This window comes from Stappia sp. BW2 (genome assembly GCF_008107695.1).
Classification (GTDB): Bacteria; Pseudomonadota; Alphaproteobacteria; order Rhizobiales; family Stappiaceae; genus Roseibium.
Genome location: NZ_VIRG01000070.1, coordinates 1,006,521 through 1,029,128 on the forward strand (window position 1 = coordinate 1,006,521; position 22,608 = coordinate 1,029,128).

A 22,608-nucleotide genomic window follows, 5' to 3' on the forward strand; every position below is an offset into this window, starting at 1 on the left:
AAGTCTGGAGAAAAGCCATGACAAAACAGAAACTTGTCATTGTCGGTAACGGCATGGCGCCCGGGCGGATGCTCGAAAACCTGTTTGAAAAAGACCGGGATGCCTTTGAGGTCACCATTTTCAATGCGGAGCCGCGGGTCAACTACAACCGGTTGATGCTGTCGCCGGTGCTGTCGGGTGAAAAGACCTATGAAGATATCATCACCCACGGCGACGACTGGTACGGCGAACATGGTGTGACCCTGCACAAGGGGGCTCGTGTTTCCGAGATCGACCGGCAAGCCAAGACCGTCACATCGGACACGGGCATCACCGTCACATACGACAAGCTGGTGATCGCCACGGGATCGTCTCCCTTCATCATCCCGCTTCCGGGGAAGGATCTCGACGGCGTTCTGACCTATCGCGATCTGGATGACGTGGAAAAGATGCTGAATGCCGCCAAACGCGGCGGACGAGCTGTCGTCATCGGTGGTGGGCTACTTGGCCTTGAAGCGGCGGCCGGCCTCAAGATGCAGGGCATGGACGTTACGGTTCTGCACCTGATGCCGACCCTCATGGAACGCCAGCTTGACCCGGCTGCCGGGTTTCTGCTCGAGGAGGAATTCAGGCGCCGCGGCATTGATGTACGCACCAAGGCAAACAGCCATGAAATTATGGGCGATGATGCCGGCAAGGTGAGGGGCATACGGCTCGATGACGGAACCGAGATCGAGGCTTCGATCATTGTCATGGCCGTTGGCATCCGCCCGTCGGCTGACCTTGCCAGGGCAGTCGGGTTGGACGTCAATCGCGGTGTTCTGGTCGGCGACGACATGCGCACAAGCGATGCTGACATCTTCTCGCTCGGCGAATGCGTCGAACACCAGGGCATGTGCTACGGCCTTGTTGCGCCGCTATATGAAATGGCGGGGGTGATTGCCGACAACCTGCTTGGCGGTTCTTCCGAGTATAAGGGGTCCGTTACCGCGACGAAGCTGAAGGTAACCGGTGTCGACCTCTATTCGGCAGGTGATTTTTCCGAAGGTGACGATCGGGAAGAGATCGTCCTGCGGGATGCGTCGGCCGGTGTCTACAAGCGGATTGTCCTGAAAGACAACAAGATCGTCGGTGCCGTACTTTACGGCGAAACCTCCGACGGTCCTTGGTTCTTCGACCTTTTGAAGAAAGGGACCGACGTCTCCGAAATGCGTGAGACGCTTATCTTTGGTCAGGCCTACCAGGGAGGGACCCCACTGGACCCTACGGCGGCCGTTGCAGCCTTGCCGGATGATGCGGAAATCTGCGGCTGCAACGGCATTTGCAAGGGAAAGATCGTTGCCACGATCAAGGAAAAGGGCCTGACGAGCCTGGACGGTGTGCGGGCGCACACAAAGGCATCCAACTCCTGCGGCACCTGTACGGGGCTGGTCGAGCAGTTGATGCAGGTGACTCTGGGCGACGCCTATAATCCGGCAGCTGTCACACCGATGTGTGGCTGCACCCACCTCGGCCACGACGAGGTTCGCCGTCTGATCAAGTCCAAGGAATTGAAATCCATTCCGGCCGTGATGCAGGAACTGGAATGGACCACGTCCGGCGGCTGCGCCAAGTGCCGGCCGGCGCTCAACTACTATCTGGTCTCCGACTGGCCGGATGAATATGCGGACGACTACCAGTCCCGTTTCATCAACGAACGTGTCCACGCCAACATCCAGAAAGATGGCACCTATTCAGTCGTTCCGCGCATGTGGGGCGGCATGACGTCTTCAAAGGAACTGAGGGCAATTGCCGATGTCGTCGACAAGTTCAACATTCCGGCGGTGAAATGCACCGGTGGCCAGCGCATAGACATGCTGGGCATCAAGAAGGAAGACCTTCCTGCGGTCTGGGCAGACCTTGGCAAGGCCGGGTTCGTTTCCGGGCAGGCCTATGCCAAGGGCCTCAGGACTGTGAAGACCTGCGTCGGTACGGACTGGTGCCGCTTCGGTACGCAGGATTCCACCGGTCTCGGCATCAAGCTGGAAAAATTCATGTGGGGCTCCTGGACGCCCGCGAAGCTGAAGATGGCGGTCTCCGGCTGCCCGCGAAACTGCGCGGAAGCGACTTGCAAGGACATCGGCATCATCTGCGTTGATAGCGGTTACGAGATCCATTTCGCGGGGGCTGCCGGTCTCGACATCAAGGGCACGGAAGTTCTCGGCATGGTGAAGACCGAGGATGAGGCAATCGAGCATGTTGCCGCGCTTGCACAGATGTACCGCGAACAGGGCCATTACCTGGAGCGGATCTACAAGTGGGCCAAGCGCATCGGGCTGGACGAGATCCGGCGCCAGATCATGGACGATGCGGCGATGCGCAAGGCGTATTTCGACCGTTTCGTCTTCTCCCAGAAATTCGCACAGGTCGATCCGTGGTCGGAGCGTGTCTCCGGCAAGGACAAACATGAGTTCAAGCCGATGGCTGTTCTGACAAAGGAGGCTGCCGAATGACCGCCGATATTCGTAAATGGGTTCATATCGGTACCCTCGAAGATGTTCCTAGGGAGGGAGCACGGTGCGTGAAGAACGGCGATATGACCATCGCCGTCTTCCGCACCGCAAAGGACGATGTCTTCGCCCTGGAAGACAAGTGCCCGCACAAGAACGGGCCTCTCAGTCAGGGGATCGTGCATGACGGCTGTGTGACCTGCCCGTTGCACAACTGGGTCATTTCCCTGGAGACCGGAGCTGCGCAAGGGGCCGACGAAGGCCATACGGCGGCTTTTCCCGTCCGTCTGGAAGACGGCCAAATCCTCATTGATCTTTCCTATTCACACGAAGCCGTCTGACCGGCTGAGCTCTCTCGCGAAAGGAATTCAGATGTCATACGTAACGCCACAGGAATTTGCCTCGAAAATGATCGATGCGGGCGAATCGAAAATTTTCATGTCCACCAAGGACACACTTATCCGTGCCTATATGGCAGGTGCCATTCTGGCACTTGCAGCGGCCTTCTCCGTGACCATTGCCGTTAATACCGGCAACTTCCTGGCGGCTTCGGTGCTGTTTCCGGTCGGCTTCTGCATGCTCTACCTGCTGGGCTTCGATCTGCTGACCGGTGTGTTCACGCTGGCACCACTGGCCGTGATCGCAAAACGTCCTGGCTGCACCTGGGGCGGTGTCTTCCGCAACTGGGGTCTGGTTTTCACCGGTAACTTTGCCGGTGCCCTGACGACCGCGGTTTTCATGGCGATCATTTTCACCATGGCCTTCAGCCAGGAGCCGAACGCTGTCGGCCAGAAAATCGGCAAGATCGGTGAAGCGCGAACCCTTGGCTATGCCGCCGCAGGCTGGGCTGGCCTTCTGACCGTCTTCATTCGCGCCGTGATGTGCAACTGGATGGTGTCGACCGGTGTCGTGGCCGCGATGATGTCCAGCTCGGTCTCCGGCAAGATCATGGCCATGTGGATGCCGATCCTCGTGTTCTTCTATCTCGGCTTCGAGCATTCCATCGTGAACATGTTCCTGTTCCCGTCCGGCATCATGCTTGGCGGCAACTTCACCTGGTTCGATTATCTTGCCTACAACGAAATTCCGGTGGTGTTCGGCAACCTGGTCGGCGGGCTCACCTTCGTTGGCGGCATGATCTATGCCACCCACTACAAGACCTCGCCTTCGCGTAAGGCCGGCTACGAAAAAGCGCCGGTCGCAACGCCTGCCGAATAAGTGTGAGGCTCCGCCGCCTCTGGCGGCGGAGCGCTTCTTCCGGAGGACCCTTTTCCCGTGCTGATGCAAGTCCGACATAGCGCCCTGAGCGTCGAGACCGGCCAGTATTCTTGCGCCGGACGGAAAGCCCAGAACCAGGACTTTCACGGCACCGTGGTGCCGGAGGGCCCGGTGCTGGTGCACAAGGGCATTGCGCTTGCAGTCGCGGACGGCATTTCCTCCAGTCCGGTTGCGCACATCGCTGCGGAGACTGCCGTCAAATCCTTCCTCACGGACTATTATTGCACCTCGGAAGCCTGGTCGGTGAAGACGTCGGCGAGCCGGGTGATATCAGCCGCCAATTCGTGGCTTTTCAGCCAGACAAAACAGGCAGCCGAACCGGACCGGGGCCACGTCTGCACCTTTTCCGCCTTGATTCTGAAAGGTCGCAAGGCGCATCTCTTTCATGTCGGAGACAGCCGCATCTGGCGCCTTTCCGGCCAGAGCCTGGAGCAACTGACCGAAGACCACACGGTTCGTATCAGCGAAACGGAAAGCTATCTCGGTCGGGCTCTTGGTCTCGGACAAACCATCGATCTCGATTATGCTGCGTTCGATATTCGCTCGGGCGATGTATTTCTTCTGACGACCGATGGTGTCCACGGTTCCTTGCGCACAAAGGATATGGCCGAAGCCCTCCTGGCGTGTGAGGATCTTGAAACGACAGCCAGGGAGCTTGCCGATCAGGCGCTGAAAGCGGGCAGCGACGACAATCTGACTGTTCAGATCGTCCGGGTGACTGGTATCGCGGACCCGGGCACTGAAGATCTGCTGAGCGGAGAGGGCACCTTGCCCCCGGCGCCACTGCCGAAAGTGCCTGGCGAGCATGAAGGGTTCAGGCTGCTGCGGGGCCTGCATGCTACCAGCCGCAGCCATATCTATCTGGCGGAAAACGAGGAAACGGGCGAACCGGTCGCCCTCAAGTTTCCCTCGCTCGATTTGCGCGGCGAGGAAGATTATCTGCGCCGCTTCGCTCTTGAGGAATGGGTTGCCCGCCGGATGGCCTCTCCGCATGTGCTGAAGGCTGCCTCCTATCCGCAGGCTCGGCAGACGCTGTTTTTGGCGACGGAATTCGTCAACGGACAAACGCTACGTCAGTGGATGACGGACAACCCGCACCCGAGCCTTGAAACAGTGCGTGGCATCCTTGAGCAGGTCGCCAGAGGACTGATGGCCTTTCACCGCAAGGAGATGGTTCATCAGGACCTGCGTCCGGAAAACATCATGATCGACGCCTCGGGCACGGTAAAGATCATCGATTTCGGATCTGTGCGCATCGCCGGTGTCATGGAAGCGGCGCCATCTCTCGACAAGGGCGAGATCCTCGGCACCCACCAATACACCGCCCCGGAAGTGTTCCTCGGTTATCTCGGCACAGAATACAGCGACCAGTTTTCGCTCGGCGTCATCGCCTATGAAATGCTGACCGGCCGTCTGCCTTATGGCGCCGCCGTTGCCAGAGCAACGAGTGAGCGCGCTCAGGCAGCCCTTCGCTACCGCAGTGCGTCGGCCGTCACGGAGCGGGTTCCGGACTGGGTCGACGGTGCGCTTTGCCGAGCCGTTCATCCGGTTCCTGGCAAACGTTACGACGCCCTGAGCGCATTTCTTGAAGATCTGCGTCGCCCGAACCCGGCCTTCACGTCCGACCGTTTTGTGCCTCTGGCGGAACGCGATCCTGTCCGTTTCTGGCAGATCGTCTCTGCTGCTCTCGCGGTGCTTTGCGCCATCCTTTTCTTCCAACTTTTCGGCAATCCATAGGAGATCCAAATGTCTGCTCTCACCCGTGAAGACGTTACAAGCATGATCCTGTCCGCCAAGCGGCAGGCAGGCCTCACCTGGGAAGGCATTGCCGAGACTATCGGCATGTCGCCGGTCTGGACCCATTCGGCGGCCATGGGCATGAACGCCATGCCGGAGGACAAGGCTGAGGCCATCACGTCAACGCTGGGTCTGCCGCAGGAAGCGTCTCTGGTTCTGCAGGAAAGCCCGACCAAGATCTGGTCGCAGACAGTGCCGACGGACCCCTGCATCTACCGTCTTTATGAAATTGTCGGTGTCTACGGACCGACAATCAAGGCGCTGATCCACGAGAAATTCGGCGACGGCATTATGTCCGCCATCGATTTCGACATGTCGGTCACCCGAGTGGAAAACCCCAAGGGGGACCGGGTGAAAATCGAGATGTCCGGAAAATACCTTGGGTACAACGCCTGGTAATTCAGGAACCGGGAAAGATGGAATGACCAACAACAACAAAACGACCCGGACCACCTGTCCCTATTGCGGTGTCGGCTGCGGCGTCCTCGCCACCCGGCACCCGGATGGGACTGTGAGCGTTGCAGGTGACCCCGACCACCCATCGAACTACGGCCGGCTGTGTTCCAAGGGCTCCGCGCTCGGCGAAACGCTGTCGCTTGAAGACAGGCTGCTCTATCCGGAAATTTCCGGCAAGCGCGCCACTTGGAATGACGCGCTCGATCTTGTCGCGCGCACCTTTCAGGAAGCTGTTCGTGATCATGGTCCAGAAAGCGTTGCGTTCTATGTGTCCGGGCAGATCCTGACGGAGGACTATTACGTTGCAAACAAGCTGATGAAAGGCTTCATCGGCTCGGCGAACATCGACACGAACTCCCGCCTTTGCATGGCGTCTTCCGTTGCCGGTCACCGCAGGGCGTTCGGATCGGACACGGTTCCGGGCACCTATGAAGACCTGGAATTGGCGGATCTTGTCGTTCTGGTCGGTTCCAATCTGGCGTGGTGCCATCCGGTGCTGTTTCAGCGCCTTGAGGCGGCCAAGGCAGCGAACCCTGCAATGCGTGTCGTCGTTATCGATCCCCGCAAGACAGCGACCTGCGCCATCGCGGACCTTCATTTGCAATTGAAGCCCGATACGGACGTTGCCCTGTTCAATGGCTTGCTGTCCTTTCTGGCGGAGGCGGATCTCGTTAATGATGGTTACGTCAAGCGGTTCACGGAAGGTTTTGCGGCTGCGGTGAAGGCCGCAGGACCGTGTGAAATCGGCCAGATTGCCGAAACGACCGGGCTGAAGCGCCAGGACATCGCGCTGTTTTACGAGATGGTTGCCCGCACGGAAAAGACGGTCACCGTTTACAGCCAGGGAGTCAATCAGTCGGTTGTCGGCACAGACAAGGTCAATGCCATCGTCAACACGCATCTGGCGACCGGCCGGATCGGAAAACCGGGCATGGGTCCCTTCTCGGTCACGGGACAGCCGAATGCCATGGGCGGGCGGGAAGTCGGTGGGCTCGCCAACATGCTGGCAAGCCACATGGTTCTGGAAAACGCCGAACACCGACGGATCGTTCAGGACTTTTGGAAAAGCCCGGCAATTGCCGAGAAGCCCGGGTTGAAGACGGTCGAACTTTTCAACGCCGTACGCGATGGCAGGATCAAGGCTCTCTGGATCATGGCGACCAGTCCGGTGGACAGTCTACCGGACGCCGACGGCGTGGCGGAAGCGCTGAAAGCATGTCCCTTCGTGGTCGTTTCAGAGGTGACGCGGGCGGCTGACACGGTGCCTTATGCGAACGTCCTGCTGCCGGCTGCTGCCTGGGGCGAAAAGGATGGCACGGTCACCAATTCCGAGCGCCGGATCTCAAGACAGCGTGCCTTTCTGGATCTTCCAGGAGACGTCCGTCCCGACTGGTGGCAGCTGAGCGAAGTCGGATCGCGCATGGGCTACGCCGAGGCATTTTCATATCCGGGCCCCGCAGCGATTTTTCGCGAACATGCAGGGCTCTCTGGATATCGCAACGAGGGCAGCCGGGATTTCGATATCGGCGCCTATGAGGATGTGGCGGATGCCGGGTTCGATGCTCTGGAGCCTTTCCAGTGGCCGCAGCCCGCTGACACGCAAGCTGCCGAAACAAGGTTCTTCGCCGAGGGTGGTTTCTACACGGAAACCGGTCAGGGACAGTTTGTCCCTGTGGTTTTCAAGGCACCTCGTCAGACCGAACGGCGGTATCCTTTCGTGCTGAACACGGGCCGGATCCGCGACCAGTGGCATACGATGACACGGACCGGCAAAACGCCGCGCCTGACCGCCCATTTCGCAGAGCCTTTTGCCGAAATTCACCCGCTGGATGCCAAACGCCTCAAGATCGCGCCGGCAGATCTCGTCAAAGTGCAAAGCCCTCACGGATCGGTGCTGGTGAGGGCGCTGATTACGGACAGGGGCGGTGAGGGGCAAGTGTTCGTGCCGATGCACTGGACCGATCAGCTTGCGTTCAATGCAAGGGTCGACGCAGTGGTTGCCCCGGCTACCGATCCGCACTCGGGTCAGCCGGGGTCGAAATTCACTCCGGTGGCGGTGACGAAGGCTCCGATGGCCTGGTTTGGTTTTGCCGTCTTGCGCCAACGGCCGGCAAAAATTGCGGCAGACTACTGGGCTCTGGCGCCTGTCCCGGGAGGGTACAGACTGGAATGCGCGGGGCGCAACGAAGCCGATTTTGCCGAACTGGCAACGTCGCTTGGCCTGGCAGACTGCGAAACTGTCGAGATTTCCGACGTTGCCGGTGGCTGGTTCCGGCAAGCTCAGTGGAAAGAGGACCACCTGCAGACAGCCTTCTATTTCTCCGCATCTCCGGTGGAGGTTTCCCGCCAGTGGGCGTGCAGCCTGCTGAGCGAAGACGCCCTGGCGCCGAGAGATCGTGCAAGCGTTCTTGCAGGAAGGGTGCCTGCGGACAGGCCCGACCCGGGCGCGCTCGTCTGTTCCTGTTTCCAGGTCGGCTGCAATCAGATCGCCGAAGCCGCGCGCTGCGGTGCGGAGAGCGTCAACGCGATTGGGGAAACGCTGAAAGCCGGCACGAATTGCGGCTCGTGCCGCTCCGAAATCCAGACGCTACTGGATGATATTGCAAAGGAAAGCCTCGATGACGCCAACATTGCGAAAGCCAGCTGAGGTCAAGAGCCGTAGGCGCCCGGCGCGCGTTGGAGCTCTTGCAAGTCTGCCATTGTTCTTCCCGCTGGAGGGCCGAAAAGTGGTGCTTGCGGGCGGTTCCGATGCGGCCGCCTGGAAAGCGGAGTTGCTGGCCGCTGCCGGTGCTGAAGTTCACGTTTATGCTGAGGACCTGGGAACCGCGTTCGAAGGGGTTATTGCCTGCGAAACGACCAAGGGCCGGTTTGTCCATCATGCGAGGTGCTGGTCGGTCGACAGTTTTGAAGGCGCTGTTCTGGCTGTCGCAGATGCTGTCAGCGAAGGGGAGGCGCAGGCATTTGCCTGTGCGGCTCGCGGAATGGGGCTTCCGGTAAACGTCATCGACAAACCCGCCTTTTGCGACTTTCAGTTCGGCTCCATCGTCAACCGGTCGCCCGTCGTTATTGGCATCTCGACCAATGGCGTTGCGCCGATCCTTGGGCAGGCGATCCGCCGGCGTATCGAAACCCTGCTGCCGGAAAGTCTGCAAGGATGGGCGCAACTGGCAAGCAGGCTGCGCGAGAAGACGCTGTCGCTGCTGGAGGCAGGGGCGCAGCGGCGCCGCTTCTGGGAGCGGATCTCCGATCTTGCCTTTTCCGGGAAATCCGCACCTGTCGAGGAAGAAGATCTCGCAGAAGCGCTTCTGGATGACGCAAGATCATCTGCGGCTGGCAAAGTCACCCTGGTCGGTGCCGGACCGGGCGATGCGGAATATCTGACGCTGAAGGCGGTGCGGGCGCTGCAATCGGCCGATGTCATCCTCTTTGACGATCTGGTGGATGATGCGGTTCTGGAGTTGGCCCGCCGCGAAGCCAAGCGGATGCTGGTCGGCAAGCGGGGCGGGCGGGAAAGCTGCCGCCAGGAAGACATCAACGACATGATGGTGTCGCTCGCCCAACAGGGCAAACATGTGGTGCGGCTCAAGTGCGGAGATCCGATGATCTTCGGCCGGGGTGGCGAGGAACTCGACAGGCTTGCGGCGGAAGGCATTCCGGCAACTGTCGTGCCGGGGATCACGGCAGCTTCCGCGATGGCGGCACGCCTGGGCATTTCGCTGACGCATCGCGATCACGCCCAGTCGGTTCGGTTCGTCACCGGCCATTCCCGCCACGGCGAGTTGCCGGAAACGGTTGACTGGCACGGGCTGACCGATACCTCAACAACCACCGTCTTCTATATGGGGGCCAGAACGGCCGGCAGGATCAGGGATCGGCTGGTTGCCGAAGGTCTTTCGGCCACCACACCCGTCGTTGCCGTTTCGGGGATATCCCGCAACGATGAACAACGCTGGTCAGGGTCTCTCAGCGAACTTGAAAGCGGTGTCACGTCGTTGGGGCTGGACGGGCCGATGCTGATTGGAGTTGGGGAGGTTTTCCAGGCGGCGAACCGTCAGACTGGGCAGATGGAAGGATCTGAACTCCACCAGCACTTTGCGGCGGCGTTGGAAACAATACGTGCTGAAAATCCGGGCACTCTGAGACTTGGCAAAACTGCTGCCATTTGATTTGTTCAAGCAACTGGCAGCGGAGCAGGCCTCCGGCCTGCGAGTGACGGCGACCTGTCTTGGCGCCGGAACAGCGCAGGTTTCTCCCACGGAGGCGAAGGTTTGAGCGGGCTTGTGATCCGGAATGTACTCATCGACGGCGGCAAAACGGCTGTCGATGTTGCGATAGAGAGCGGAACGATTTCGGCGATCGGCGTGGCTCTTCCGCAGGCCTCGGAAGAGGTGGATGGCAAAGGCGTTCTGCTGGTGCCCGGTTTTGTCGAAAGCCATCTTCACCTCGACAAGGCCTGCATTCTCGACCGGTGCCGGAACGAGACCGGCACGCTGGAAGGCGCGATTTCCTCTGTTGCCGGGGCAAAAAAGGGGTTTTCGGAAGATGATGTCTACGATCGGGGCCGGAAGGTTCTGGAAAAGGCCATTGTCCAGGGCACCAATGCCATCCGCACACATGTGGAGATAGATCCGGGGATCGGCTTGAAGGGGTTTCATGCCGTTCAGCGGTTGAAGCACGATTTCGCCTGGGCGCTGGACCTGCAGATTTGTGTGTTTCCGCAAGAAGGGCTTCTCAACAATCCGGGCACTGCCGAGCTGCTGGAACAGGCGCTTGCCGAGGGCGCTGACTTGCTGGGAGGTTGTCCCTATACGGACAGCGACCCCAACGGTCAGATCGCCTGCCTGTTTGAAATGGCCCGGCGGCACGATGTCGATCTCGATTTTCATCTGGATTTCGATCTCGATCCCTCCTGGCGCCATCTCGATGAAATTGCCCGGCAGACAATGGCCTTCGGCTGGCGGGGCAGGGTTGCCATCGGCCACGTCACCAAGTTGTCGGCTCTTTGCCGGAAGGATCTTCTGGAAGCGGTTCACATTCTGAAGAAAGCCGAAATCGCGCTTACCGTGCTGCCGTCGACGGATCTGTTTCTGATGGGACGTGACTCTGAAAGCCTGGTACCGCGCGGGGTCGCACCGGCGCATATTTTTCACGAACATGGGGTCTGCTGCACTGTCGCAACAAACAACGTGCTCAATCCGTTTACGCCTTACGGCGATTGCTCGTTGCCGCGCATGGCCAATCTTTACGCCAATGTCCACCAACTCGGGTCAGCGGAAGATCTGGAAACCTGTTTCGACATGGTGACCGCCGCACCGCGGCGGCTGATCAACAAGGCGCGCAGGATAGAGGTGGGGGCGGAGGCCACCTTTGTCGCTTTGCCGGCTCTGAGTGGCAATCAGGTCGTTTCGGAGATCATTCGTCCGGTCTGGGGCATGAAGAACGGCAAGTTCACGTTCGAACAAGCGCCGGCGAAGTTGCTGCAGGCCTCCGGGTCGCCGGACAGTTCGGAGCAACTGGAAGCGGTTCGGGATCCCTAGCTGCCGTTGGTCGTGGCGGCTTTCGCCGTACTGCTGCCGCGCGTGCGCAATTCAGCACGCTCCTGCATGTATTTTTCCGCTTCGATCATATGGCCGCGCATGATCATCCGGCAGAGCTCGCCGTCGCCCGATTTCATCGCCCGCAGCAACTTGACCTGATAGTGCAGGCCGGTTTCGCGAAGAGCGGGATTCGGTTCCTTGTAGATTGAGCGGCAGACCGTCATGTCGCGCAGGAGACTGAGCAGGAACGTACAGGTGAAAGCCAGGATCGGGTTTCTGCAGTGGCGTGCCAGCTCTTCATGAAAATCGAGTTCCGCAAGCCGCTGGTTGTATTCTTCTTCGGCGGTCTTGGGCTCGTCCTCGTAAAGCCGGATGCAGCCTTGTAAGGCCTGGAACGCTTCGTCGGTCAGCGTTCCGGCAACCGAGGCCGCAAGCTCCGGTTCGAGGTGCTTTCTGAGAGTGTAGATATCGGCAATCGAAGGCTGGTCGAACAGGAACAGATTGTCCAGCATGCGAATGGCTTCGCCCGGTTCAACGGAGGCGACGAAGACACCGCCGCCCGGTCCGCTGCGGGTTGAGATAAGGCCCTGGAATTCCAGAACCTTCAGCGCTTCGCGCAGAGACCCCCGGGACACCTTGACCGTTTCCGGCAGGAGCCAGTCGGTAGGAACCCGGTCACCGGGCCGCATTCCAGCCTCGACGATCTGTTCACGGATCTGCTGGGCAACCATATCGGGCCGCCGCAGGCGTTTCCGTGTCTTCGGATCTGTCGCTCCTTCGGGAATTCTCATAGCTGGTCAGTCTACCATGCCTTGTTTTTCGGGATGCCTATGCCTTCCCGAGGGGGTGATAGCAAGCTGCAATGTGGTTGTTCCCGGCCTTGGACTCATCCGGTGACGGTTTGCCGGCAATGCAAGTCTCGGTTCGATGGGCGCAGCGGGCGGCAAAGGCGCAGCCTTTGGGCGGATTGTAGGGATCCGGCAGTTCGGTCGAGGCATCTTCGGACATCAGATCGTGCCGCCCTGGTGCAGGTGCGGAGCGCATCAGGAGATCCGTATAGGGATGGAGCGGATGGCGAAAGATCTCTTTGGCAGGGCCAAGCTCGGCCATCCGGCCGAAGTACATCACTGCCACCCGGTCGCTGACGCTTTCCACCACCGAGAGATCGTGGCTGATGAAGATGTAGGTGAGGCCGAAGTCGTCCTTCAACTTGTCCAAAAGGTTCAAAACCTGGGCCTGCACGGACACATCCAGGGCGGACACCGGCTCGTCGAGCACGATCAGTTCCGGTCCCGCCGCAAGCGCACGGGCGATGCCGATCCGTTGTGCCTGGCCACCGGAGAATTCATGCGGATAGCGCTCCAGGAACTCCGGTGCCAGATTGACCGCCTGCAGCAGTTCGGCAAGGCGTGCCTCTCGGCGGTCGGCCTTCAGGTCGGTCAGGTGCTTGAGCGGTGCTTCCAGGATGGTGCGGATTGTCTTGCGCGGGTTGAGCGAGGCAACCGGGTCCTGAAAGACATATTGAACCTTGCGGGCCAGCGCATTGCGGTCCTTCCGTGCCAGCGCAGCCAGATCCTCGCCGTTGAAAGTGATCGAGCCGGAGGTTGGCAGGTCGAGACCGACGACCAGACGAGCAAGGGTGGACTTGCCGCAGCCGGATTCACCGACAACCCCAAGGGTCTCGCCTTTCTTCACGTCGAGGCTGAGGCCCTGAACCGCATGGACGGCTGGCAGTTGTCCGCCGAAGAGCTTCCGGCCACCGCCGAATATGCGTTCGACATCCCGAATGGTCAAAAGAGCTTCGCTGTCCATCGGCTTCTGGCTGATCTGGTTCATGCGGACGCTCCGGAGTTCAACGGAAAGAGACACCGGACACCTCGAGTATCCGATGACATCTCAAGGCCAATTTCTCCAGCGCGGCAGGCAGCCTGTGCGTGTGGACACCGGGCTGCAAAGGCACAGCCTTCCGGCAGATTGTTGACGACTGGCGGACGGCCTTCGATTGCATCCAGACGCCGCTCGGGTTCGCCCAAAACCGGTACGCATTCGATCAGTTTGGCGGTGTAGGGATGGCGCGGATTGGCCAGTACCTCTTCCGTCGTTCCCGTTTCAACGATCCGTCCCGCATACATGACGGCGACCCGGTCACACAGAGCCGAGACGACACCAAAATCGTGCGTGATGAACAGGATCGCGGCGTTGCGTTCCCGGCGCAGACCGTTCATCAGAGTCAGGATCTGCGACTGCACTGTTACATCAAGCGCGGTGGTCGGTTCGTCGGCAATCAGCACCTTGGCGTCATTGGCCAGCGCCATGGCGATACAGACCCGCTGACGCATACCGCCGGAGAGTTCATGGGGGTAGGCGGACAGCCGTTCCTTCGCGTTCGGAATGCGGACGAGCGATAGCAGTTCGATCGCCTTCTCGCGCGCTTTTGAGCCGGACATTGGCTGGTGCGTGGTGATGGCTTCCGTCAGCTGGTCGCCAACGGTGAAAAGCGGGTGAAGCGTCGACAAAGGGTCCTGGAAGACATAGGCGACCGATCCGCCTCGCAAATCCCGGATGCGCCGGTCGCTGGCTGCAAAAAGATCCTCTCCGTCGAGATAGGCAGCCCCTCCGGCAATCCGGCCGGGAGGGGTCGGCACGAGACCCATGATCGACATGGCGGTGACCGATTTGCCGGAACCGGATTCGCCGACGATCCCCAGGCATTCGCCCTCTTTCAGGTTCAGATCGACTCCGCCGACGGCCTTGTAGACGGAACTGCCGATCTCGAATTCTGTGCGCATCTGCCGGACATCGAGAACGCCGCCCTTTTGGGAAGGGGCGGGAATATCGTCGGCCTTCCTGTGAACGGCCGTCCGTGAGACCGGCCGTGTCAGCGACCCGGCGCGCAGGCGCGGGTCGAGAATATCGCGCACGCCATCGCCGAAGAGGTTGATGCTCATGACCAGTGCGAAAATCATGAGGCCGGGGATGATCGACACATGCGGGGCTGTGAAAAGGATCTTGCGGCCTTCGCCCAGCATGGAGCCGAGGTCGGCCTGGGGCGGCTGTGCACCGAGGCCGAGGAAGGAGAGACCGGCGGTTTCCAGGATCATCCAGCCGACGGTTGTCGACATGGTGATGACGATGACCGGCAGAACGTTAGGCAGAATTTCCAGAAACAGGATCTGCACCGGCGATTTGCCGGACAGCCTTGCCGCATCGACGAACTCCCGCCGGGACAGCCCGAGCGTGATGCCCCGGATGTTCCGGGCGAAGAACGGGATGTTGACGAGAGCAATGGCGTAAAGCGCGTTGAGCAGGCCCGGGCCAAGCACGGCGACGATGGCCAGTGCCAGCAGGATATAGGGAAATGCCATCACCATATCGATGCCGCGCATGATCAGCGTATCGGTTCGCCCACCCGCGTACCCGGCAACGAGCCCCAGGAGCGAGCCGAAGAAGGCAGCGATGATTGTTGCCGACAACCCGACGGCGAGGGACACGCGCGTGCCCCAGATAAGCCGCGAGAGAATATCCCGGCCCAGATGATCGGTGCCAAGCAGGTGACCTTCGGCAAAGACCGGCAAAAGGCGGTCAGCCGGGGCTGTGACATCCGGGTCCGCCAGCGGCAGGATCGGTGCAGCCAGCGCGATGAGGCAGATCAGCACCAGGACGACAAGACCGCTGGTTGCCAGCGTGTTGTTGAGGAGGAGCGCGAGTGTCCCCGGGCGCGAGGACTTGGACTTCGTTTTCGAAGGAGCGCTCATGGTCGTGTCAGTCATCATCGCAACCTCGGATCCAGAATGGTCTGCACCACGTCCGCGAGCAGATTGAAAAACACATAGGCCGCGGCCACCACCAGAACGCCGCCTTGAACCAGCAACAGGTCACGGGTGGAAATCGCCGTCACCAGCATGGAGCCGATGCCGGGCCACTGGAACACGGTTTCGATATAGACCGCGCCGCCGATGACAAAGCCTGCCTGGATGCCGATGACCGGCACCACACCGACCAGAGCGGACTTGAAGGCGTGCTTGTAGATGACCTTGCGTTCCGACAGGCCTTTGGCGCGGGCCGTGCGGATATAGTCCTGCCTGAGAACTTCCAGCATGGCGGTTCGTGTCAGACGGGCAATGACGCCGGTTGCGACGACTGAAAGTGTCAATGCGGGCAGGGTGAGGTGATGGATCAGGTCCGCCAGGTCACCGCCACCATAGATGGCATACATGCCGGACGCGGGGAACAGGCGCAGCTTGACGGCAAACACCAGGATCAGCAGCAGGCCGAGCCAGAAAGAGGGCGTGGAAATGCCGACAAGTACGAGCAGCGTGATGATCTTGTCCGCCCAGCCGTATTGGCGGACAGCAGAAACAATGCCGGCGAGAAGGCCGAAGATCGAGCACAGAACCAGCGATGTGCCGGCGAGGATAAGCGTTGCCGAAAAACGCTCCATCACTTCATCCAGCACCGGGCGGTTGAGCGTGTATGACCGGCCGAGATCGCCATGAAACAGATTGCCGATCCAGATGACGTATTGTTCGAACAACGTCTTGTCGAGGCCCAGATCGCGGTTGAGCTTGGCAACGTTTTCCGGCGTCGCATAGGAGCCCAGAATGGCCGTGGCCGGATCGCCGGGGATCATGGCCATGATCAGAAAGACGATGATCGTCAATCCGAACAGGACGGGGATGGCAGCCAGCAGACGTTTGGCGATATAGGCAGCCAATGGTCTCTCCCTCTTTCTGAGTGCGGTCGGCCGTTTCCTGAAGCCTCTACCGCTACCGCGACCTCATCCTGAGGAGCGCATTTGTGCGCGTCTCGAAGGATGGGCGGCACACTCCGGAGCAAGCGGCCCATCCTTCGAGACAGCGCTTTGCGCTTCCTCAGGATGAGGCAATGTTGTTGCCTGGGGTGTATTTTTTCGTTTTCCCCGACACTTGCTGCATGCCGGACCGGATACGAAAATCCCGGCAGACCGTTTCATGGCCCGCCGGGAAAGGCTTCGTCTTACAGAGGCTTCTTCACCTTCTGAAGCATCAGGAAGAAGGACGGCTGCAGTTTGAAGTCTTCGACCGATGCCTTGGTGACGGCATTCTGTTTCCAGTTGGCGACAAAGACCCAGGGCGCGTCGTCGTGGACGATGTCCTGCATTTCCTTGTAGAGCTTGGCGCGTTCAGCCTGATCGGTTTCCTCACGGGCTTTCTCAAGCAATTCATCCACCTTGGCGTTTGAATAATAGCCGGAGTTGAAGCCACCCTGTTCCGGCATGGCGTCGGTGCGCAGGGCCAGGAACGGCAGCGTGTCCGGATCGTTTGTCATCCAGGCCATTTCCGCCATGGCAGCCTTGCCCTGAAGGCCCGGGTTCACCTTGCCGAGGAAGGTGTTCCATTCGTACGTTTCGATCTTCACCTTCATGCCGACAGCCTGAAGATCAGCCTGGATGGCCGTGCCCATGGCAATCGGATCGAGCATGCCGGAGCCGCCTTCGGTGACGTAGAAGGTGATCTCTTCGCCGTTGTATTCTGCTTCCTTCAGAAGTTCCTTGGCCTTTTCCGGATTATACGGATAGGGCTCCAGGCTTTCGTTGTAGGCCCAGGCGAACGCAGGCGGTGTCGGGCCAGCGGCAACGTCTGCAGTGCCTTGCAGGATGTTTTCTACCAGCGCCTTCTTGTTGATGGCATAGTTGGCGGCCTGACGCGCAGCCTTGACATCGAACGGTGCTTCGCGGGAGTTCAGGATCAGGAACCAGACGTGAGGACCGGCCTGTTCCAGCACCTTGAAGGTCGCATCGTCCTTGAACTGCTGGAGGCTGTCGGGCGGCACCTCAACCATCACATCCAGTCCGCCGGACAGCATTTCGGCGATGCGGGTGTTGGCGTCGGTGATGGGACGGAAGATCACGGCTTCCAGCTCAGGTGCGCCATCCCAATAGTCCTCGTTGCGCACGGCAACCACTTTGGAGTTGGCTTCCCACTCTGCAAACTTGTAGGCGCCCGTACCGGAGGGATGACGACCGAAATCCTTGCCGTATTGCTTGACGGCTTCGGGCGAGACGATCAACCCCGTCGGATAGGCAAGGTTCGACAGGAACGGCGCATAAGGGGCGCTGAGGTTGAAGGTGACGGTGTACTCATCATCGACAACGACTTGTTCAACCGTGGAGAAGAAGAACGCCAGCGGGAAGGGGCCCGTGTCGTGATAGGGGCTGTCCTCGTTCAACATGCGATCGAAGTTGAACTTCACGGCTTCGGCGTTAAACGGCGAGCCGTCGTGAAACTTGATGCCTTCACGCAGCTTGAAAGTGTAGCTCTTGCCATCGTCCGAAATCGTCCAGCTTTCGGCCAGGGAAGGCTCGACTTCCAGCGTGCCGTCCTTGTAGCGGACAAGTCCGTCATAGAGGTTCATCAGGATGCGGAAGTCGTTGACCGCCGTGACAGCATGCGGGTCGAGTGACTTGGGTTCCGCGATCTGACCGACGACCAGAATATTCGGTGGAGTTTGCGCCTGCACCTGGGGTGCAAAGGCGAGGAAGGCCGAGGCAAATGCCGCGGCTAGGAATTTTTTCATGACCATTCCCCTCGTTGTTTCTGAAGAATAATTAATCATGATAAATTGCAATGCTGCAATAATTATTTCATATTTATTTTCGGTCGAGGGTTGTGCCTTCGACAATAAACAAGCGCTTAAGTGCTGATAAATAGAGGAAAACAAGAATGCCGCAGCATGACATCCGTATCGATCCAGAGCGCCTGAAAACGCTTCTCAACGGAGTGAATCGCTTCGGCTTTGTTCCCGAAACAGGTGGTTATACGCGGCCGGGTTTCTCCCGTGTCGACCTGGAGTGCAGGGAGTGGTTCGAGGCCCAGATGAAGGCCGACGGGTTGCAGGTCTGGCGAGACGGAGCGCTCAATCTGTTCGGGCGGTATGGACCTGAAACCGGACCATGCGTCATGGCCGGTTCGCATCTCGACACCGTGGTCAATGGGGGCGCCTTCGACGGCTCACTCGGTGCCTGCGTGGCACTGGAATGCGTGCGTGCGATGAAGGATGCCGGCATCACGCCCCAAACGGCGATTGAAGTTGCGGCCACGTCCGAAGAGGAGGGGCGCTTCGGCGGCATGCTGGGCTCCCAGGCCATTGCCGGCGCCATTACACCTGCGTGGATCGAACAGGCCGTCGATGCCGACGGTATCCAGCTGCGCGATGCGATGACCGGTCTTGGCCTCGAGCCGATGGACATCCTGAAAGCTGCGCGGCCGGCCGGATCGATAAAGGCCTTTCTGGAACTTCACATCGAGCAGGGGCCGGTCCTGGAAGACGAAGGTTTGCCGATCGGGATTGCCGAGGAAGTTTCCGGTGTCTGCTACATGGAGCTGGAGCTCACCGGCATAGCCAACCATTCGGGCACCACGCCCATGCATTTGCGGTCTGATGCCTTTGCCGGTCTTTCAGAGCTTGCAGGAGCGATTCCGGATCTCATTCATATGCATGGAACAGACCAGACCCGGTTTACTATCGGCCATGTCGAACTTTCCCCGAACCATCCGCACACCATACCGGGCCGTGCAGTCTTTTCGGTGATTCTGCGGGATACTTCCGAAGAGATTATGGTTGGTCTGAAATCGCGGTTCCTGGAAAGTGCCGATATCGTTGCCAACCGGCATCGTCTGACCTTGCGCAAGAGCGAGCGCAGCTGGTTGTCACCGGTCGCTCTTGATGCGGATCTTGCAGGCACGCTGGTCAGCCTTGCCGAGCGGGACGGTCTGCCGGCGCGGCGCATGCCGTCGGGGGCCGGGCACGATGCCCAGACAATGCAGTCATTCTGCCCTTCCGGACTTATTTTCATTCCCAGCCGGGCCGGCATCAGTCATGCCCCGGAAGAGCACAGCGAGTGGTCCGATATCGAGAAGGGGGCCAACCTCATGTTGCAGGCCTTGATCGACCTGTCCGGCTGAGCCGTTTGCGGGTGCCTGCCGGCATCTGCGACTTTCGCCCTTTCATTGCCACGCGGGCTCGGCTAGGCTTTTCAAATGTAAAGCGTATCGTTCGCGGTGGCAGGCCGCTGAAAGTCGTGGAAACAGACGATCCCGTCCATTCGCTAAGGGGGTGCCATGGGAGCTCGGATTGCCGGACAAAAGGTCCGTGCTGCCTTCAGGTTCGCCGCGACGGCCGGACTGATATGCAGTCTTCCGATGTTGCAAGGATGTGCGCTGTCCGATGCACCGGTGCTCTTCCCCAAGGGGCCTGTTGCACTGGCGGAGCGGGATCTGCTTTTCACGGCATTCGGCATCATGATGATCGTGGCGATACCCGCTATCCTCCTGACGTTCCTGTTTGCCTGGCGGTACCGCAAGCGCACTCGGAACACAGCCGATTATGCACCTGATTGGGATGGCTCCTGGGGCATCGAAGCCGTTGTCTGGCTGGTTCCCGCTGCGATTGTGGTGGTCATCGGGACCATCGTCTGGGACGCAACCCATGAGCTCGATCCCTACAAGCCTCTGGCGTCCGACAAGCCTGCCTTCAAGGTGCAGGCGGTGGCGCTCGACTGGAAATGGCTGTTCCTCTATCCGGAACTCGGCACGGCAAGCGTCAATGAACTCGCGTTTCCCGCAGACCGGCCGCTGACCATCGAGATCACCTCCGACACTGTCATGAATTCGCTCATGATTCCCGCTCTCGGCGGCCAGATCTACGCCATGGCGGGCATGAGATCCGAAATGAACCTGCTTGCCGATGGTCCGGGCACTTTCACCGGCCGCAATACCATGTATTCCGGTGACGGATTTTCCGACCAGCATTTCAAGGCATATGCCATGAATGAAGCGGATTTTGCCACCTGGAAAGAAAAGGTGGCAGGCGCCGCAGATGTCCTGGATGCCAAGGCCTACGTGGACCTGCACAAAAAGAGCGTTGCCGATCCGGTGCGATACTATTCGTCTTTCGAGACGGATCTCTTTTCAATCATCCTGCGCAAATACGCGCCGATTGTCGGCCCTTACGAAAGCAAGGCCGCCGAACTTATCTGCCGGGGGGCTGCCTGATGCTTGGACGTCTGACTATCGAGGCCCTGCCGTTCTATTCCTGGGTGGCCATGGGCGGGGCGGCAGTCACCGTCGGGGGTGGGATTGCCGTCTTTCTGCTGATCACATGGCTACGGGCGTGGAAAGTGCTCTGGACCGACTGGCTGACCAGCGTCGACCACAAGAAAATCGGCATCATGTACGTGGTGCTGGCGTTGGTGATGCTGGTGCGCGGCTTTGTGGATGCCTTGATGATGCGGGCGCAACAGGCTTTCTCGCTGAATACCGAAGGCTATCTGCCGCCGGAACATTTCGAGCAGATCTTTTCCTCCCACGGCACCATCATGATCTTTTTCGTGGCCATGCCGTTCCTGACCGGGCTGATCAACATCATCGTGCCGCAACAGATCGGCGCGCGGGATGTGGCCTTTCCGTTCCTGAATTCCGTCAGTCTTTGGATGACGGCGGCCGGCGCGGGACTGGTGCTGATATCGCTTGTGGTCGGCAAGTTCTCTCAAGCTGGCTGGACCGGGTATCCGCCTTATTCCGGTGTTGAGTACAGCCCGGGTGTCGGGGTCGATTACTGGTTGTGGGCACTGATCACCAGTGGGGTGGGCAGTACGCTTTCAGGCATCAACTTCATCGTCACAATCGTCAAGAACCGCTGTCCGGGCATGACCTTCATGCGCATGCCGATGTTCACGTGGACGAGCCTGTGCGCTTCCATCCTGATTGCCTTTGCCTTTCCGGCGTTGACGGTGGTCGCAGGCCAGTTGATGCTCGACCGGACGCTTGGGTTCCATTTCTTCACCAACGGCGATGGCGGCAACATGATGATGTTTGCCAACCTGCTGTGGATCTGGGGCCATCCGGAGGTTTACATCCTTGTCCTGCCGGCCTTCGGCATCTTTTCCGAAGTGGTGGCCACATTCTCGCGCAAGCGGCTGTTCGGTTACACATCGCTGGTCTATGCGACCGCCTGTATCGCACTCCTGTCCTTCACGGTCTGGCTGCACCACTTCTTCACGATGGGGTCGTCGGCCGACGTCAACGCGATCTTCGGTATTGCGACCATGATCATTGCGGTGCCGACGGGCGTTAAGATCTTCGACTGGCTGTTCACCATGTATAAGGGCCGGATCGAGTTCCACCCGTCCATGGTCTACACGATCGGCTTCATGGTGACCTTCGTCATCGGCGGTGTGACCGGGGTTCTCCTGGCGATACCGCCGGCCGATTACCTGATGCACAATTCCACCTTCCTGGTGGCGCATTTTCACAACATGCTGATCCCCGGGGCCTTGTTCGGCTATTTTGCCGGGCTGAACTACTGGTTTCCGAAAGCTCTGGGCTTCAAGCTCGATACCAAGTGGGGCATCAGGTCCTTCTGGTGCTGGATCATCGGTTTCTATCTCGCCTTCATGCCGCTCTATGTGCTCGGATTCAAAGGCATGAGCCGGCGGATGGAGCATTATGCCGATCCGAGCTGGCAGCCTTATCTGATTGTCGCGGGGATTGGGGCCTTGTTTGTCCTTTGCGGCATCGCCTGCATTGCCATCCAGCTTTATGTGTCGGCCAAGACATGGGGGTCCGCCCGGGATATTACGGGTGACCCGTGGAATGGACGTACCCTGGAGTGGGCCACGTCGTCCCCGCCGGCAGCCTATAATTTCGCGGTTCTGCCAGAGGTGACCGACATCGACGCCTTCCACGACATGAAGATCCTGGGGCAGGCCTATCAGACGCCGCAGCACTACGAAGACATCGTCATGCCGAAAAACACCTGGGTCGGTCTGGCGCTCGGCGCGCTGGCCTTCGGTCTCGGCTTTGCGTTCGTCTGGCATATCTGGTGGCTGGTGGCCCTGTGCTTCGTGCTCTCTCTCGTGTGTGTCGCCATCCGCGCTTCGGATGACAACAGCGATTTCGTGCTGCCCGCTGCAGAGGTTGCGCGGATCGAGCGCGAGCGACTGGCGGAAATTTCGCCGGCCGACCTGCATGACATGCGCGATTTTGTGCCACGCGGTGTTGCCTCCGGCGCACCGTTGACCGGAACGGTTTAGG

16 protein-coding genes are annotated in these 22,608 nt (G+C 59.7%); 11 read left to right on the forward strand and 5 right to left on the reverse strand.

Going from position 1 to position 22,608, the window contains the following annotated elements; all coding sequences use genetic code 11:
* Nucleotides 1–17 precede the first annotated feature (17 nt).
* From nirB to FMN63_RS23625, 8 genes are all read left to right on the forward strand, one after another.
* Nucleotides 18–2,471, forward strand: coding sequence for a nitrite reductase large subunit NirB (nirB, locus tag FMN63_RS23590; protein WP_148586572.1), 2,454 nt, complete (start codon nucleotides 18–20; stop codon nucleotides 2,469–2,471).
* Nucleotides 2,468–2,809 (forward strand): nitrite reductase small subunit NirD, encoded by a 342-nt coding sequence (nirD, locus tag FMN63_RS23595; protein WP_205514258.1) that lies wholly within the window; start codon nucleotides 2,468–2,470, stop codon nucleotides 2,807–2,809. Before nirB ends, nirD begins: the two co-directional genes overlap by 4 nt.
* Nucleotides 2,810–2,840: 31 nt before the next feature.
* Entirely contained in the window at nucleotides 2,841–3,686 is an 846-nt protein-coding gene (locus FMN63_RS23600) for a formate/nitrite transporter family protein (protein WP_148586573.1), read from the forward strand.
* 63 nt (nucleotides 3,687–3,749) lie between these two features.
* Nucleotides 3,750–5,483 carry a bifunctional protein-serine/threonine kinase/phosphatase gene (locus tag FMN63_RS23605; protein ID WP_148587326.1) on the forward strand — a complete coding sequence of 578 codons (1,734 nt, stop codon included), beginning with the start codon at nucleotides 3,750–3,752 and terminating at the stop codon, nucleotides 5,481–5,483.
* A 9-nt stretch (nucleotides 5,484–5,492) separates the two neighbouring features.
* Nucleotides 5,493–5,942: a cyanase gene (gene cynS, locus FMN63_RS23610; protein WP_148586574.1), complete on the forward strand. Its 450-nt coding sequence runs from the start codon at nucleotides 5,493–5,495 to the stop codon at nucleotides 5,940–5,942.
* A 22-nt stretch (nucleotides 5,943–5,964) separates the two neighbouring features.
* Nucleotides 5,965–8,646, forward strand: a complete 2,682-nt coding sequence (locus FMN63_RS23615) for a nitrate reductase (protein ID WP_148586575.1) — start codon at nucleotides 5,965–5,967, stop codon at nucleotides 8,644–8,646.
* Entirely contained in the window at nucleotides 8,618–10,165 is a 1,548-nt protein-coding gene (gene cysG / locus FMN63_RS23620; RefSeq protein WP_148586576.1) for a siroheme synthase CysG, read from the forward strand. The genes FMN63_RS23615 and cysG overlap by 29 nt, the downstream gene beginning before the upstream one ends.
* 102 nt (nucleotides 10,166–10,267) lie before the next feature.
* Nucleotides 10,268–11,536 carry an amidohydrolase family protein gene (locus tag FMN63_RS23625; RefSeq protein WP_148586577.1) on the forward strand — a complete coding sequence of 423 codons (1,269 nt, stop codon included), beginning with the start codon at nucleotides 10,268–10,270 and terminating at the stop codon, nucleotides 11,534–11,536.
* Here the strand turns inward: FMN63_RS23625 and FMN63_RS23630 are convergent.
* The 5 genes from FMN63_RS23630 to FMN63_RS23650 form a co-directional block, all read right to left on the reverse strand.
* The gene (locus FMN63_RS23630; protein WP_148586578.1) at nucleotides 11,533–12,327 is read right to left on the reverse strand and encodes a FadR/GntR family transcriptional regulator; all 795 of its coding nucleotides are present in this window, start codon (nucleotides 12,325–12,327) and stop codon (nucleotides 11,533–11,535) included. The two genes, FMN63_RS23625 and FMN63_RS23630, sit on opposite strands and share 4 nt — an antisense overlap.
* Before the next feature lie 37 nt (nucleotides 12,328–12,364).
* On the reverse strand, nucleotides 12,365–13,372 hold the full coding sequence (locus FMN63_RS23635; protein ID WP_148586579.1) for an ABC transporter ATP-binding protein: 1,008 nt from the start codon (nucleotides 13,370–13,372) through the stop codon (nucleotides 12,365–12,367).
* Nucleotides 13,369–15,306: a dipeptide/oligopeptide/nickel ABC transporter permease/ATP-binding protein gene (locus FMN63_RS23640; protein ID WP_148586580.1), complete on the reverse strand. Its 1,938-nt coding sequence runs from the start codon at nucleotides 15,304–15,306 to the stop codon at nucleotides 13,369–13,371. The genes FMN63_RS23635 and FMN63_RS23640 overlap by 4 nt, the downstream gene beginning before the upstream one ends.
* On the reverse strand, nucleotides 15,306–16,250 hold the full coding sequence (locus tag FMN63_RS23645) for an ABC transporter permease (protein WP_148586581.1): 945 nt from the start codon (nucleotides 16,248–16,250) through the stop codon (nucleotides 15,306–15,308). Before FMN63_RS23645 ends, FMN63_RS23640 begins: the two co-directional genes overlap by 1 nt.
* Before the next feature lie 281 nt (nucleotides 16,251–16,531).
* On the reverse strand, nucleotides 16,532–18,091 hold the full coding sequence (locus FMN63_RS23650) for an ABC transporter substrate-binding protein (protein ID WP_148586582.1): 1,560 nt from the start codon (nucleotides 18,089–18,091) through the stop codon (nucleotides 16,532–16,534).
* A gap of 146 nt (nucleotides 18,092–18,237) precedes the next feature.
* Here FMN63_RS23650 and FMN63_RS23655 point away from each other — a divergent pair, with 146 nt between their 5' ends.
* The 3 genes from FMN63_RS23655 to cyoB all read left to right on the forward strand — a co-directional run bounded on the left by FMN63_RS23655 (nucleotide 18,238) and on the right by cyoB (nucleotide 22,607).
* Nucleotides 18,238–19,479 (forward strand): Zn-dependent hydrolase, encoded by a 1,242-nt coding sequence (locus tag FMN63_RS23655; RefSeq protein ID WP_148586583.1) that lies wholly within the window; start codon nucleotides 18,238–18,240, stop codon nucleotides 19,477–19,479.
* 237 nt (nucleotides 19,480–19,716) lie between these two features.
* Nucleotides 19,717–20,568, forward strand: coding sequence for a ubiquinol oxidase subunit II (gene cyoA, locus FMN63_RS23660; protein WP_209001287.1), 852 nt, complete (start codon nucleotides 19,717–19,719; stop codon nucleotides 20,566–20,568).
* The gene (gene cyoB, locus FMN63_RS23665) at nucleotides 20,568–22,607 is read left to right on the forward strand and encodes a cytochrome o ubiquinol oxidase subunit I (protein ID WP_148586585.1); all 2,040 of its coding nucleotides are present in this window, start codon (nucleotides 20,568–20,570) and stop codon (nucleotides 22,605–22,607) included. The genes cyoA and cyoB overlap by 1 nt, the downstream gene beginning before the upstream one ends.
* Nucleotide 22,608 lies beyond the last annotated feature (1 nt).